Below are 13,814 nucleotides of genomic sequence, written 5' to 3' on the forward strand. Positions count from 1 at the left end.
CATACTTTACCGACATTACCGCCCCACAACAGGATGATGAGAACTGCCATCATTTAGGATCCATACATCACATTGAAGAGGAAACCTATGACCAGCATTTGGGTATTAGTCAGCAACGCCGCCGAAGCACGGCTTTTTCTCAACGAAGGCTGTGGCAAGGGTTTGCAACTCATCCAGGATTGGGTCCATCCCGACAGCCGCAAGCATGAAGGGGATCTCGTCACGGATAGCGCCAGCCGCACCCAGCAAAGCGACGCACAGGGTGGGCGTTCCGCAATCCAATGGAAAACCAGCCCCAAGGAAACGGAAATGCAGCGCTTTGCTGCGGAGTTGGTGAAACACCTTGAGGCAGGACGCATGGCGGGGGCCTTTCAGCAACTGATCCTCGTGGCACCGCCGCATTTCCTTGGCCTGCTTCGGGAAAGTCTGGATGCTCCCACCAGCGCATTGCTGCGCGCGACTCTGGACAAAGATTATAGTCAAGAAACCATTCCCGAACTGGTAAAGCACCTGGCCAAGGTATTGTGTCCCTCCATACCCCGATAAAACACCGACACGGATGGCCATGCGCGGACATGTATTGGCCGAGACAGCACCCAGAGGTCTCTACGCCAAAGGCGGTCAATAAGTCAGGATAATTCACGGTTCAATGGCCGCCTCTTGAAAAACTCCTATGGCATCCTGATATAGGTATTGACCAGGGAGGAGCCGCTCATGATCCGTATGCGACCAGCCGCCGTGGCGGGCGCTTTTTATCCCGCTCAGGCAACGATTCTGAACAAGGACTTGCAACACTATCTGCACGAGGCCGACGCCCGTCTGCCCGGCACCCGGCAGGCGTCGTCATGGCCCAAGGCGCTGATCGTCCCCCACGCCGGTTATGTCTACTCCGGGCCCATTGCGGCCAGCGCCTATGCCTTGCTGGCACCGGGCCGCGGGAAAATCCAGCGGGTCGTCATCCTCGGCCCGGCCCATCGCGTGCCCTTCCGGGGCATCGCCCTGCCCGGCGCGGATGCCTTCCAGACGCCCCTCGGCGCGCTCCCCGTGGATCGCGCCGGGGTCACCGCCATCGCGCACCTGCCCCAGGTCCTCGAATTGCCCATCGCCCATGCGCAGGAACACGCCCTGGAAGTGCAACTGCCTTTCCTGCAGGAGGTCCTGGGGCAGGTGTCCATCCTGCCTCTGGTGGTAGGGCAAGCGAGCCCCAGGGAAGTGGCAGAAGTGCTCGATGCCCTGTGGGGCGGGCCGGAAACCGTCATCCTGATCAGTTCGGACCTTTCCCATTACCACCCCTATGCCGAGGCGCGCAGCATCGACAACGCCACGGTCCAGCAGATCCTGCGCCTGGACCGCACGCCCATCCATCATGAGCAGGCCTGTGGCGCCACCCCCATCAACGGCCTTCTGCAGGCCGCCCATCGTCATCACCTGCAGCCGCGCTTGCTCGATCTGCGCAATTCCGGTGATACCGCCGGAAGTCGGGACGCAGTGGTCGGCTATGCGGCCTTTGCCTTTTTCACGGAGCCCACCACGCCATGAACCACACCCAGCAATCCTCTCAGGAACAGCGTCCGGGGCAGCTTCCGGAAAATGCCGGCCCGGTTTTGCTGGAGCTGGCCCGGACGGCCATCGGCGAGGCCCTGGGCCAGACCACGGCGCCCGCCCCCGCCGCCGACTGGCTGCGCGATCCGGCCGCAAGTTTTGTCACCCTCAACCAGCGGGGCGCCTTGCGCGGCTGCATCGGCAGCCTCGTCGCCCATCGTCCCCTTGGTGAAGACATCCGCGCCAATGCCCTGGCGGCGGCCTTTCATGACCCCCGCTTTCCGCCCGTGAGCGCAGCGGAGTGGCTTGACGTGCAAGTGGAAGTGTCGGTCCTGTCCCCGCTGGAACGGCTGACCGTCCGCAGCGAAGTCGAGCTGATCGCCCAGATTCAGCCGGGCAAGCATGGCCTCCTCCTGCGTTACGGGGCCTATCAGGGCACCTTCCTTCCCCAGGTTTGGGAAGAGTTGCCGGATCCCAGACGATTCCTCAGCCACCTCAAGCGCAAGGCCGGGCTTCCGGCGGATTTCTGGTCAGCGAATCTCGAAGTCTATCGTTACCATGTCGAAAAATGGCGCGAGCCCCAGGCCCCCGCCGGGGAGGCGAGATGAATACCGAACAAACCGAATACCCCGAAGGCCTGTATCCCGCGCGCTACTGGCATCGTCTGGAGGACGGGCGCATCCAGTGCGACCTCTGTCCCCGCGACTGCCGCCTCAACGAGGGCCAGCGCGGTGCCTGCTTCGTCCGCCAGCGGGTGGGCGACAGGATGGTGCTCACCACCTATGGACGATCCTCAGGCTTCTGCGTGGACCCCATCGAGAAGAAGCCCCTGAACCATTTTTATCCGGGGAGCAGCGTCTTGTCCTTTGGTACCGCGGGCTGCAATCTTGCCTGCAAGTTCTGCCAGAACTGGGACATTTCCAAATCCCGGGAGATGGACCGCCTGCAGGATCAGGCCAACCCCACGGCCATAGCCCGGACGGCCCAGTCCCTGGGCTGCAAAAGCGTCGCCTTCACCTACAACGATCCCATCATCTTTGCCGAATACGCCATGGACACCGCCGACGCCTGCCATGCCCAAGGAATTCAGACCGTGGCAGTGACGGCGGGCTATGTGCATGCCGAGCCCCGGCGTGATTTCTTTGCCAAGATGGACGCCGCCAATGTCGATCTCAAGGCCTTTACCGATGAATTCTATTACCGGCTGACGGGCGCCCATCTCGCCCCGGTGCTGGAAACCCTGGAATATATCGTCCGGGAGACCTCCACCTGGCTGGAGATCACCACCTTGCTCATTCCCGGCCACAACGATTCCGAGGCCGAAATCCGCGCCGAATGCGCATGGATCATGGACCGCCTCGGCCCCGACGTGCCACTGCATTTTTCCGCTTTCCACCCGGACTACCGGATGCCCGATGTGCCCGCCACCCCCGCTGCCACCCTGACCCGGGCGCGCCAGATCGCCCTGGAGGCGGGGCTTCATTACGTCTATACCGGCAACGTCCATGACGCCGCGGGCGAAACCACCTATTGCCCCGGCTGCGGCGCGCCGTTGATCACCCGGGACTGGTACGAGATCCTCAGCTACAACCTGACCGCCGATGGTCATTGCCCCTATTGTCAGCATCCCATCGCCGGCCGCTTCGAGAGCCAGGTCGGCCGCTTCGGGCGCCGCCGCATTCCCTTGCGCATGGGCGGCTGATGCCAACCGTCTCGAACGACAGGTCAATTTGATGGCCAGATTGGAGGACTAATGATGACCACGATTTCACCATATTTTGCCAACCGTGAAGCGGCAGCAGAATTACTGGTGCGTAGCCTGGCCGCTTATGATGGCAAAGATCCCCTGGTGCTCGCCATTCCCCGCGGGGCACTGCCCATGGGGCGCATCATCGCCAACGCGCTGCATGGCGACCTTGACGTGGTTCTGGTACGTAAAATCGGAGCGCCGGGCAACCCCGAATATGCCGTAGGCGCCGTCGATGAAAGCGGGCGCGTGTGGATGGATCCCATTGCCGACCGCCTGGGCATCAGCAAGCAGTACATTCGCGACGAAGCCGCCCGGCAACTGGCGGTGATCAAGGCGAGACGGGCGCAATACACACCCATTCACCCGGCCATCGATCCCCGTGGCCGGATCGTCATTGTGGTTGACGACGGTGTTGCCACCGGCGCCACTCTGGGGGCTGCACTGCGCCTCCTTCGCCAACAGCAACCCGCCCGCCTGATTGCCGCCTTTGCCGTGGCCCCTCCCGACACCATCGCGCGCCTGCATCCCCTCGCAGATGATCTGGTTTACCTGTCGGCCCCGGAACCGTTTCATGCGGTAGGAGAGTTCTTTGCGGATTTCCGGGAAGTCAAGGACGAAGAGGTGCTGGAGATATTGCGCAAGACACCGCCGCCACAAAAACCGCCGCATCCGTAAGCCGTGCCCATTCTCAACCCCGACATCGCGCGCGCATTCGACGAAATCGCTGACCTTTTGGAGATCGAGGACGCCAACCCTTTCCGGGTGCGGGCATACCGCACCGCCGCCCGCCTCGTGCTGGGGCTGAGCAGCGACCTCAAGACCATGGTAGAGGCTGGAGAGGACCTCACCGAGCTGCCCGGCATCGGCGAGGATCTCGCCCAAAAAATTATCGAGATCGTCAGCACGGGACACTGCTCCTTTCTCGAAAAACTGGAAAAACAGACTCCGCCGGCACTGACGGAGCTGCTCAAGGTACCGGGCCTTGGACCCAAGCGGGTCAAGGCGCTTTGGCACGAACTGGACGTGAAAACCGTCGACCAGCTCACCCGCGCCGCCAGAGAAGGGCGCATTCGCAGCATCCCCGGTTTTGGCGAGAAAACCGAAGCGCGCATCCTGGAAGCCCTCCAGGCCCAGATCGCCGCCGTTCCCCGTTTTCCCATCGCCGTCGCCGCCCCGTATGCCGCCGCCCTGGTCCACTACCTGCAGAACATACCCGGTGTGCGACGGGTGGTGGTGGCCGGCAGCTTCCGACGTGGCAGGGATACGGTGGGTGACCTGGATATACTGGTGACGGCCACTGCGGACAGCCCAGTCATGGAGCGCTTCACGGCCTATGAGGATGTGGCGGAAGTATTCTCCCAAGGAACCACCCGGGCCACCGTGATCCTGCGCAACAAGCTTCAGGTGGACTTACGCGCCGTGGACGAATCCGCCTATGGAGCCGCCCTGCATTATTTTACCGGCTCCAAGTCCCACAACATCGCCATCCGCCGCATGGGTCAGGATATGGGTCTGAAAGTCAACGAATATGGGCTTTTTCGCGGGAAGGAACGGATTGCCGGCGATACGGAGGAGTCGGTCTACGCCGCTGTCGGCCTGCCCTATATCGCGCCGGAATTGCGGGAGAACCGTGGCGAGATCCAAGCCGCCCGCGCGGGACATCTGCCGAAACTGGTGGCGATGGGCGATTTACGCGGTGACCTGCACGCCCATACCAAGGCCAGCGATGGCCACTATAGCATGCGTGACATGGCTGCAGCGGCCCGGGCCGCGGGTCTGGAATATCTGGCCATCACCGAGCACAGCCGCCATCTGAGCGTCGCCCATGGCCTCGACCCGGTGCGTTTGCGTCGGCAGATGGACGAGATTGATGCCCTCAATACCGAACTCGATGGTATCACGCTCCTCAAGGGCATAGAGGTAGACATTCTGGAAGACGGCAGCCTGGATCTGCCCGACGGCATCCTGTCTGATCTGGACCTGGTGGTGGCCGCCGTGCATTACCGCTTCGACCTGCCCAGGGGCAAACAGACTGCACGCATCCTCAAGGCCATGGACAGCCCCCATTTCACCATCCTCGCCCACCCCAGCGGGCGGCTCATCGGCAGCCGGGAACCCATGGATGTGGACATGCCCCGCATCATCCGCCATGCGCGCGAGCGGGGGTGTTTTCTGGAAATCAACGCTCAGCCCGAGCGGCTGGATCTTGTCGATATCCATGCCCGGACGGCCAAGGAAGAAGGGGTGCTGCTGGCCGTCAATTCCGACGCCCACGGTATTCATGATTTCGACAACCTGCATTTTGGCCTGCAGCAGGCGCGGCGCGGCTGGCTGGAGAGGAAAGACGTGCTCAATACGAGAACGCTCAAGGAGTTGCGGCCCCTGCTGGCGGCGACCATGGGCAGTTAATGGGAAAGAAACAGAATACAGGTCGCACGAACCCCTGACCATCGCTGACTGGTCTACAATTACAGCATCAGGTTTTTTATTTTCTCTACCTTTCAATGGAGTGACCCAGTACAAAGTCAGTTCACAGCGGACCCTTGGCATGGGCTAATGCGGCAATAACGCCGTTAATGGAAGGCACAATCCACGGGACGGCAGTAATGGTTATGGAGGCAGAACAAAATGCGCGGCATGAAGAAAGGCTGGATTTCACTATTCCTCCTGCTCTGTCTTGCTTTTGTTACGGGCAACGCCCAGGCGGTGACAGCGCAGCCTCCGGTCTGGTTGCGTGTTGCCAGAGTACTCGCGCAACTGCACTATTTGCCGGGGCAAGTGGCTTGGACTTGGCTACACGGGGCCAACCCACAAATCTGGTGGTTATGGCCATCGGGTACGCCGCCAGCATTGCAGGAGCTCACCCCGAATTCTCCAGGGTCGCCCTTACTCTTCGGGGCTTTGGATTTTTTTGCCCAGGTACATGGGCTACCCTGGTCTAACCAAAGCAGCAGCTGGTTTGATCAGCGCAACCGCCATCATCTTTATGCGGCCGTCCTTGCCGCTCAACGGCGCGAAGAAGACGCGCCCAAGCCATTTGTGTGGGTTTTGGTACGCAAAGGCACGCCCGAAACCCTGTCTATTTGGCGCTATGATGCCGAAAAGAAGCAGGGACGTTGGGTATTGCAAAGTCTGACCAATACCGGGGTGCCTGGCGCCATCACGCCCAATGGCACATGGCCAGTGTATGCCCGTTTTCTGAGTACCCGCATGACGGGTTGTTTCCCCCATGGCGAGTGTTATAACGATCCCAATGTGCGTTTCGTCAATTATTTCTGGGATGGCCGAGCGGTACACTATTTTCCACGCCTGGCGTATGGCTTTCGGCAAAGCAATGGTTGTGTGGAGTTGCCATTCAAAGCGGCACAAAGGGCCTATGGGATGATGCATATTGGTACGCCAGTGACGGTGGCCCCATGATGCGTTGGCCACAACTCGGTCAGTACAGTTTAGGCTGCCTGTTGGCTTTTGTGATGTTTGTCGCTCCATTAGCGTCAAGCGCGGCCCCGGCCAGGGTGACTGCTTCCATTGTACTGCGGATACTGTCACCACGTGCGGGAGAGGTGGTCCATAATAATCAGGGTAAGGTCGCCGTGCGTCTTCTGGTCTTGCCGTTGTCCGTGTTTCAGAATGGCTTGCAAATCAGAATGCGAGTGGATGGAAAATTTCGGCATCAGCTTTGGAAGCGACCCTTCTTTACGCTGGATCAGATATATCGTGGAAAGCACACTTTGCAAGCTGCTCTTGTTACCAAAAATGGGCGTATCGTGACCCTGTCTCCTGTGGTGGTGTTCTATCTCTGGCAGGCTTCCCGTTTATTTCGTATGACTTCCATCCCGCCTGCCGGCGCTGACGGACGGGCCAGCGAGCTTGGATAACCATCGGGGATGACAATTAATGGGGCCTCGGGGTTGGCACCATCTCGTCAACTTGCCGGAGTCAATGGACATCATCGGCGTGATGTCATTGTCAATATGGCCAGGCTTGCCAATAACCCCAACCCGGGCCATACCACCAGCCGGGGAAGTATCCAAACCCAGTACCAAAATAGACCTGCCGCGTTATCCGGGGAGGAGGAGGCTCTATGGGCCACAGATAAACTGTACTGGCCATCAGCTTGGGGTAGGTGTAATTAAAGTGGCCGACTTCATGATGTTCAATGCCAACAATTCGCCCAATAAAGGTGACCTCACGGCCAGGAAGGTAAAGCATGGGATCGTAAAAACCGGGTGCGCAGGCTATGAAGCGGCCGATATGTGCTTCCCCTTTTTCAGTTCGAGGGCGCCCACTGGTTTTCAGGGGCTCGCCTAAAACGGTAAAACATGTTTGTTGCTTTTTTGGTTGGGTTTCAATCAATTTACCACCCCAGCGTACCTGCTGACCATTGTAGTTACCCGTTTGGGCGGCCATGGGCGTGATGTTCGGGAAGGTTCCACTGACTGGGGTAATGGTGGCGCACCCTGAGAGACACGCAACGCCGATCAGTGTGGTCCAGATAGCCAAGCGTTGATTCGTCATGATTTTTGCTCCGCAAAAAAACTCTGACAAGGGTTTAGGCATAGTTTAATTTGAAGAGTTCCACCTGTACCCTTCTGTCTACCCTTCTCATTATAGCTTAACGGGAAGTTTTCGGTCTGCAGTCATTCGCCTTTGCCTGATGTTTCGCGTTCCCGCCACGCCCCCATCACCAGCACCGCCGCACCGTGGACCGCACCACGCCGCAGATCCGCCAGCGCCGCATTCGCCATGGCCAGGGGATAGGTCGTGATATGGCTTTGCACTGGGACGCGTCGTGCCAGGGGGAAATAGTCCTCGGCATCCTTGCGCGTCAGGTTGGCAATGGATTGCACCTGTCGCTCCTCCCAGAGCAAGGAATAGGGGAAGGCCGGGATATCCGACATATGAATTCCCGCACTGATCACCATGCCCCCCTTCTTGACCGCCCGCAGAGCGGCAGGGATCAGGGCTCCCACCGGGGCGAACAAAATTGCCGCATCCAGCGCTTGCGGCGGCAGGACATCCGATCCACCTACCCACACCGCCCCCAATTCATGCGCCAAATCCTGAGCCTCCCTATCGCCTGGGCGGGTAAATGCGTAGACCTCCAAACCCTGGTGGCGCGCCACCTGAATCAGCAAATGGGCCGCCGCGCCGAATCCATAGAGACCCAGGCGTCGTCTTCCCTCGGCAAAGCGCAAGGCCCGAAAGCCGATGAGTCCCGCACACAAGAGCGGAGCGCCTTCGGGATTGGCGTACATGTCTGGAAGAGGGAAGCAGTAACGCGCATCGGCGACCATATACTCGGCGTAACCACCATCCACGGTGTAGCCATGAAAGCGCGCCCGGTCACAGAGATTCTCCCGCCCGGCACGACAATATTCGCAGGCACCGCAAGTCCAGGCGAGCCAGGGAATCCCCACAACCTGCCCGTTCCGTAAGGAAATGTCCGGGCTTCCAACGGATTCTATCCGGCCGACCACTTCATGGCCGGGAACGAGCGGCAGTTTGGGATTCGGCAGTTCTCCGTCCACTACATGCAGATCGGTACGGCATACCCCGCACGCCAGTATTTTTACCAGGACCTGACCGGGCTGAGGCTGCGGTCGCGGCAATTCAGCGGGCACCAAAGGCTTGCCCACCTCTTCCAGAACCATGGCGTACATGAACTATCTCCTTTCGGTATCCATTCGGTGAGTAAAATCACCCTCCACATCATCCGCAAGACCGAAAATCTCAGGCGGCGCAGCCCAGTTGCAGGGCGTGGTGCCGGAGGTGATCCTCCACAAAGGTCTGGATGAACCAGTAGGAATGATCATAGCCCGGTTGCCGTCGCAGACGGAGTGCTTGTCCGGAAGCCTCCGCGGCGGCCTCCAGAGTCTCTGGTTTCAGTTGCGTCGCCAGGAAAGGATCCGCATCTCCCTGATCCACCAGTATCTCACCGGGGTGGGGACGCCGGCGCATCAGCATGCTGGCGTCCCATTCCCGCCATTGCTCACGATCAGGCCCCAGATAATTCCCAAAGGCCTTTTCTCCCCAGGGCACCGCGCTGGGGTTACAGACGGGCGAAAACGCCGATACCGAATGCCAGTGTTGCGGATTGCGCAAGGCGAGCACCAGTGCCCCGTGACCGCCCATGGAGTGGCCAAAAATACCTCGGCGTTCAGGAGAGGCCGGGAAATGTTCTTCGATGAAGGTTGGCAACTCATGATCGACATAACTGCCCATCCGGTAATTCCGGGTCCAGGGCAGCATTCTTGCGTTGAGATAGAACCCTGCCCCCACGCCGAAGTCCCAGGTATCAGAATCACCAGGGATGTTCAGTCCGCGGGGACTGGTATCGCAGGCGACCAGCATCAGCCCCAGTTCGGCGGCCAGGCGCTGTGCGCCCGCCTTGATCATGAACGTTTCTTCGGTGCAGGTTAACCCCGCCAGGTAATACAGGGCGGGGACCAAGGCACCGCCCAACGCCTGGGGCGGCTGGTACACCGCGAAATTCATGGATACCCCCGTGGCACTGGATGCATGGGTATAATAGCCCAGGCGTCCACCAAAGCAGCGATGTTCTTCCCGTGTTTCCAGCGGCGCCATCAATACACCACCACGCTACGAATGGATTGCCCCGTTTCCAGAAGATGGAACCCTTCGTTGATGTCTTCCAGCTTGAGACGGTGGGTGATCAGGTCGTCGATATTGATCTTCTTCTCCATGTACCAGTCGACTATTTTCGGAACGTCGGTGCGCCCGCGGGCGCCGCCGAACGCACTGCCGATCCACCGCCGCCCGGTAACCAACTGGAAGGGGCGGGTCGATATCTCTTGGCCGGCGCCGGCAACACCGATGATACAGGAAACACCCCAACCTTTATGACAGCACTCCAGCGCCTGACGCATGACTTTTACATTACCGATGCACTCGAAGCTGTAATCCGCGCCACCATGAGTCAGCTCGACCAGATGCGATACGAGGTCGCCCTCCACCTCCTTGGGATTGACGAAATGCGTCATGCCGAACTTCCGGGCCATGGCCTCCCGGGCCGGATTGATATCCACCCCGATGATCATGTCGGCGCCCACCAGCTTGGCGCCCTGAATCACATTCAGGCCAATGCCGCCCAGTCCAAAAACCACCACATTGGCACCCGGTTCCACCTTCGCCGTAAACACCACGGCACCAATGCCCGTGGTTACCCCGCAGCCGATATAGCAGGTGGTGTCAAAGGGGGCGTCCTCCCGGATTTTGGCCACGGCGATTTCAGGCATCACGGTATAATTGGCGAAGGTCGAACAACCCATGTAATGGAACAACGGCCGGCCTTTGAACGAAAAGCGCGTCGTCCCGTCGGGCATCAGCCCCTTCCCTTGGGTCGTCCGAATCTTCTGACAGAGATTGGTCTTGCGCGAAAGACAGTACTCGCATTCGCGACATTCCGGAGTATACAAGGGAATGACGTGGTCGCCCTTTTGGACACTCTTCACACCCGGGCCAACGTCGACGACTATCCCGGCGCCTTCATGGCCGAGGATACACGGAAACAAACCCTCGGGATCCGCACCGGAAAGGGTAAAATGGTCGGTGTGACAGATGCCGGTGGCCTTGAGCTCCACCAGTACCTCACCCTCCTTGGGACCATCCAATTGTACGGTTTCGATGACCAGTGGTTTACCCGCCTCAAAGGCGACTGCTGCGCGAACATCCATGACTGTAGACTCCTGGTAAGAATCAGTTATGCTGAAACCCCGCCTGCGGTGCCGCCGCATTTTCGGTCGGGCGCAGCATGGGGCGGATCTGCCATATCATCAGGCTTCCTTGAGAACGCCTTTTTGCCTGGCGGCGTGGGTAGCTAACGCATCCATCAGCGGGGGCGACAGGCAGTCATAGGGCGCCAACCCCAGTTCCGTCAGCCGCGCGCGGATTCCCGCCATTTCCGACGGGGCAGCCAAACCGCCTTCAATGACCGACGAGACGAAAGCCGCGAATTCGGGGGCCGCCCAACCCTTCTCCGGCGACAGTTCGGAGTGAACGAAGTCCAAACCATAAAACGCGTGGTCTTTATTTTCAATACGGCCAAACAGGTGAACTCCGCACGCCTTGCACGCGTGGCGCTGAATCACCGCACCCGGATCGACCACATGAAGTTTATCGCCATTCTCCAGCACCGTGACCGAATCCCTGGGCACGACCCCAACCACCGAAAACTTGGCGCCTTTGGGCTTCCAGCATTTGGTGCAACCACAGGCATGATTGTGGGCCAGTTGCGACTTCACCTCCACCAGTACCGGGTTATGGGTGCAATGGCAATGTAAGGTACCCCCATGAAAATGGGACGATCCCGCTGTGACCCCATGATCGACAGACGGATGAATGGTAACCGGGCTTGGCATATTCAATACCTCCTCAGCAGAATTCAACGGTATATGCTTGAGCACCATCATGACGCCCAAGGACCATGGTGCGGCAAAAATTTTTGAGACATGGAATCCGGATCCACCAAATTTGAGCAATTATTGTGCCATTGTGCGCCGACGAGTTTTCGCGCGTCGATTGGCGGAAATGGGCGCGCCCCTGCGGCACATAATGTTCATGTCAAAATGACATAATGTCACACAGATTATACATTCCACCCCAATTCGCTGTAGTTGCAGCATGGCCAGCACCAGGGAAACCTCGGGGCAAGAATATTCCGAGGAAATGACATACGGAAAAGCGGGATATCACGCTTGGCTACCAACCATAAGACTGCATTGATGCAATAGACACCCATTTTATGCGTCAGCGCCCATGATGCCATATAAGCGCATTTTACGATATAAAGTATTACGACTGATCTTGAGGAATTTTGCGGTATCGGTCACCCGCCAGCGGTGACGCTCCAACTCTGCAAGGATTCTATTCCGCTCCAGCGCGTCGCTATCGCTCCTTAGCGGGGTGGTCGGCGGTGTCGCTACGCGGCCACTGCCCCTTTCGCTGGTCACCAACCGTTCTGGCAGGTCTTCATATCGGATGGCATTACCATCGCTCAGCGCCAGAGCAGTACGAATCACACTACGAAGTTCGCGGATATTCCCCGGCCAGGAATAACCCAGAAGAATATTCCATGCTTCCGCTGATATCTCCATTCCAGATACGCCGCATTCCTGTTGACAAATGGTTTCCACGAGTCGGATTTTATCGCTCCGCTCCCGCAGTGGCGGCAGGCTTAGCACGACATCGTTAATCCGATAAAGCAGGTCGGTCCGAAAGCCTCCCTGCTGGACCAGATCATCGATCGACTTATTGGTTGCACTGATCACCCGAATATCTACGGGGCTGGCTTTGGTGGTACCAAGAGGGGTAACCTCCCGCTCTTCGAGAACTCGCAGTAGACGCCCCTGAAGTGCGGCGGGCATGTCTCCGATTTCATCGAGGAACAGCGTCCCACCATTGGCGGCCATCACCTTCCCCTGCTTGCCCACGCGGCTCGCCCCGGTAAAGGAACCGGGCTCATACCCGAATAGCTCGCTTTCGATGAGCGATTCGGGTATGGCAGCACAATTGATCGCAACAAAGGGTTTATCTCTTCTATCGCTGGCGCGGTGTATGGCGCGCGCCAGCGTATCCTTGCCGGTACCGGTTTCGCCAAGCAGCAGGATACTGATATTTTTGTTCAATACCTTATGGATACGACGAATATTCTCCGATACCACCGCATCATCGCTCGACAACGCCAACAGGGAATCATGCACCTGAATCGATGCTTTGTCCCTGAAATACGGTGTATTTCCGAGAATGCCGTTCACGACCGCCCTGAACGGCACCTTGTCCGGCAGCGAAAATACCCGCAGATCAACATGTCCTCCGGCATTCCGGAACAAGAGTCTGGAGCGCGGCTTTTTGGCACGATGGTGATCGTCCAGCATCTTGTCCAGCGAGACGTCGAACACATCCTGCACGTTCGCACCAACAAGACGACCACCGGTGTCACCGATGGTGCCTTTTGTCAGCGCGAATTCCGCCGCAATAATGACGCCATTCTCGTTAATCGCAAACAATGCTTCGTCGTCATGGTCGGTATAGTTGTTCAGTCTGCTCACCGACAAAATGACCCGGTCCTGATAATTCCGGGCGAAATATTTCATTTCGATCCGCCGTGCCAGTTGCGCCAGCAGGGGCATGACCGAGACATATGCCGATTTCGCGTAACCGCTGCGGGAATAGGTTGAATCGATCACCCCCAGCAGCGCGCCAGAGGGTGCCCAAATGGGCATCGCGCAGCACGCCATCTCCACAAAGTTCCTAAATAAATGCTCCTCCCGGTGGACCATGCGGGGCTTCATGTCATGCAGACAAAGGCTCGGTCCGGTCACCCCGACATACTCTTCCCGCCATATGAATCCGGCGCCCATGCCCGAATAGCGGGCATCATGTCCGCCCGCGATTTCCGTTCCAACAGCATGCAGGGCGATGCCGCCGGCATCCAGCAACAGCAGTGTACAATCTGGTGACGGCAACAGGGCTTCCTCGGAAAATCGCAACATCTGTTTAA

Annotated in this window: 14 protein-coding genes; 8 read left to right on the top strand and 6 right to left on the bottom strand. The window is 58.8% G+C overall.

The window, feature by feature from the left end; all coding sequences use genetic code 11:
* Positions 1–87 precede the first annotated feature (87 nt).
* The 8 genes from ACJU26_RS11530 (at position 88) to ACJU26_RS11565 (ending at position 7,170) form a co-directional block, all read left to right on the top strand.
* Complete coding sequence (locus ACJU26_RS11530; RefSeq protein WP_414039790.1) at positions 88–546, top strand: host attachment protein; 459 nt, start codon at positions 88–90, stop codon at positions 544–546.
* Between the two features lie 168 nt (positions 547–714).
* Entirely contained in the window at positions 715–1,539 is an 825-nt protein-coding gene (amrB, locus tag ACJU26_RS11535; RefSeq protein ID WP_414039791.1) for an AmmeMemoRadiSam system protein B, read from the top strand.
* Positions 1,536–2,150, top strand: a complete 615-nt coding sequence (amrA, locus tag ACJU26_RS11540; RefSeq protein ID WP_414039792.1) for an AmmeMemoRadiSam system protein A — start codon at positions 1,536–1,538, stop codon at positions 2,148–2,150. The genes amrB and amrA overlap by 4 nt, the downstream gene beginning before the upstream one ends.
* The gene (amrS, locus tag ACJU26_RS11545; protein WP_414039793.1) at positions 2,147–3,244 is read left to right on the top strand and encodes an AmmeMemoRadiSam system radical SAM enzyme; all 1,098 of its coding nucleotides are present in this window, start codon (positions 2,147–2,149) and stop codon (positions 3,242–3,244) included. The genes amrA and amrS overlap by 4 nt, the downstream gene beginning before the upstream one ends.
* 51 nt (positions 3,245–3,295) lie before the next feature.
* The gene (locus ACJU26_RS11550; protein ID WP_414039794.1) at positions 3,296–3,967 is read left to right on the top strand and encodes a phosphoribosyltransferase; all 672 of its coding nucleotides are present in this window, start codon (positions 3,296–3,298) and stop codon (positions 3,965–3,967) included.
* Positions 3,968–3,970: 3 nt separating this feature from the next.
* Positions 3,971–5,701, top strand: coding sequence for a DNA polymerase/3'-5' exonuclease PolX (gene polX, locus ACJU26_RS11555; protein WP_414039795.1), 1,731 nt, complete (start codon positions 3,971–3,973; stop codon positions 5,699–5,701).
* 219 nt (positions 5,702–5,920) lie between these two features.
* Entirely contained in the window at positions 5,921–6,712 is a 792-nt protein-coding gene (locus ACJU26_RS11560; protein WP_414039796.1) for a L,D-transpeptidase, read from the top strand.
* Entirely contained in the window at positions 6,709–7,170 is a 462-nt protein-coding gene (locus ACJU26_RS11565; RefSeq protein WP_414039797.1) for a hypothetical protein, read from the top strand. The genes ACJU26_RS11560 and ACJU26_RS11565 overlap by 4 nt, the downstream gene beginning before the upstream one ends.
* 91 nt (positions 7,171–7,261) lie before the next feature.
* Here ACJU26_RS11565 and ACJU26_RS11570 read toward each other — a convergent pair whose 3' ends face one another.
* The 6 genes from ACJU26_RS11570 to ACJU26_RS11595 form a co-directional block, all read right to left on the bottom strand.
* Positions 7,262–7,810 (bottom strand): Slp family lipoprotein, encoded by a 549-nt coding sequence (locus tag ACJU26_RS11570; RefSeq protein WP_414039798.1) that lies wholly within the window; start codon positions 7,808–7,810, stop codon positions 7,262–7,264.
* Positions 7,811–7,932: 122 nt separating this feature from the next.
* Entirely contained in the window at positions 7,933–8,955 is a 1,023-nt protein-coding gene (locus ACJU26_RS11575) for a zinc-dependent alcohol dehydrogenase family protein (RefSeq protein ID WP_414039799.1), read from the bottom strand.
* A 70-nt stretch (positions 8,956–9,025) separates the two neighbouring features.
* Entirely contained in the window at positions 9,026–9,880 is an 855-nt protein-coding gene (gene fghA, locus ACJU26_RS11580; RefSeq protein WP_414039800.1) for an S-formylglutathione hydrolase, read from the bottom strand.
* The gene (locus ACJU26_RS11585) at positions 9,880–10,989 is read right to left on the bottom strand and encodes an S-(hydroxymethyl)glutathione dehydrogenase/class III alcohol dehydrogenase (protein ID WP_414039801.1); all 1,110 of its coding nucleotides are present in this window, start codon (positions 10,987–10,989) and stop codon (positions 9,880–9,882) included. Before ACJU26_RS11585 ends, fghA begins: the two co-directional genes overlap by 1 nt.
* A gap of 99 nt (positions 10,990–11,088) precedes the next feature.
* Positions 11,089–11,673 (bottom strand): S-(hydroxymethyl)glutathione synthase, encoded by a 585-nt coding sequence (gfa, locus tag ACJU26_RS11590; RefSeq protein ID WP_414039802.1) that lies wholly within the window; start codon positions 11,671–11,673, stop codon positions 11,089–11,091.
* A gap of 381 nt (positions 11,674–12,054) precedes the next feature.
* On the bottom strand, positions 12,055–13,752 hold the full coding sequence (locus ACJU26_RS11595) for a sigma-54-dependent Fis family transcriptional regulator (RefSeq protein WP_414039803.1): 1,698 nt from the start codon (positions 13,750–13,752) through the stop codon (positions 12,055–12,057).
* Between the last annotated feature and the right edge of the window lie 62 nt (positions 13,753–13,814).

Origin of the sequence: Acidithiobacillus sp. M4-SHS-6 (assembly GCF_047421495.1) — a bacterium.
In the GTDB taxonomy this organism is placed as follows: domain Bacteria; phylum Pseudomonadota; class Gammaproteobacteria; order Acidithiobacillales; family Acidithiobacillaceae; genus Acidithiobacillus.

Excerpts from the sequence above, each read along its gene's own strand:
- ACJU26_RS11530 (WP_414039790.1), top strand. The coding sequence starts at position 88 with ATGACCAGCATTTGGGTATTAGTCAGCAACGCCGCCGAAGCACGGCTT.
- amrB (WP_414039791.1), top strand. The coding sequence starts at position 715 with ATGATCCGTATGCGACCAGCCGCCGTGGCGGGCGCTTTTTATCCCGCT.
- amrA (WP_414039792.1), top strand. The coding sequence starts at position 1,536 with ATGAACCACACCCAGCAATCCTCTCAGGAACAGCGTCCGGGGCAGCTT.
- amrS (WP_414039793.1), top strand. The coding sequence starts at position 2,147 with ATGAATACCGAACAAACCGAATACCCCGAAGGCCTGTATCCCGCGCGC.
- ACJU26_RS11550 (WP_414039794.1), top strand. The coding sequence starts at position 3,296 with ATGATGACCACGATTTCACCATATTTTGCCAACCGTGAAGCGGCAGCA.
- ACJU26_RS11560 (WP_414039796.1), top strand. The coding sequence starts at position 5,921 with ATGCGCGGCATGAAGAAAGGCTGGATTTCACTATTCCTCCTGCTCTGT.
- ACJU26_RS11565 (WP_414039797.1), top strand. The coding sequence starts at position 6,709 with ATGATGCGTTGGCCACAACTCGGTCAGTACAGTTTAGGCTGCCTGTTG.
- ACJU26_RS11570 (WP_414039798.1), bottom strand. The coding sequence starts at position 7,810 with ATGACGAATCAACGCTTGGCTATCTGGACCACACTGATCGGCGTTGCG.
- ACJU26_RS11575 (WP_414039799.1), bottom strand. The coding sequence starts at position 8,955 with ATGTACGCCATGGTTCTGGAAGAGGTGGGCAAGCCTTTGGTGCCCGCT.
- fghA (WP_414039800.1), bottom strand. The coding sequence starts at position 9,880 with ATGGCGCCGCTGGAAACACGGGAAGAACATCGCTGCTTTGGTGGACGC.
- ACJU26_RS11585 (WP_414039801.1), bottom strand. The coding sequence starts at position 10,989 with ATGGATGTTCGCGCAGCAGTCGCCTTTGAGGCGGGTAAACCACTGGTC.
- gfa (WP_414039802.1), bottom strand. The coding sequence starts at position 11,673 with ATGCCAAGCCCGGTTACCATTCATCCGTCTGTCGATCATGGGGTCACA.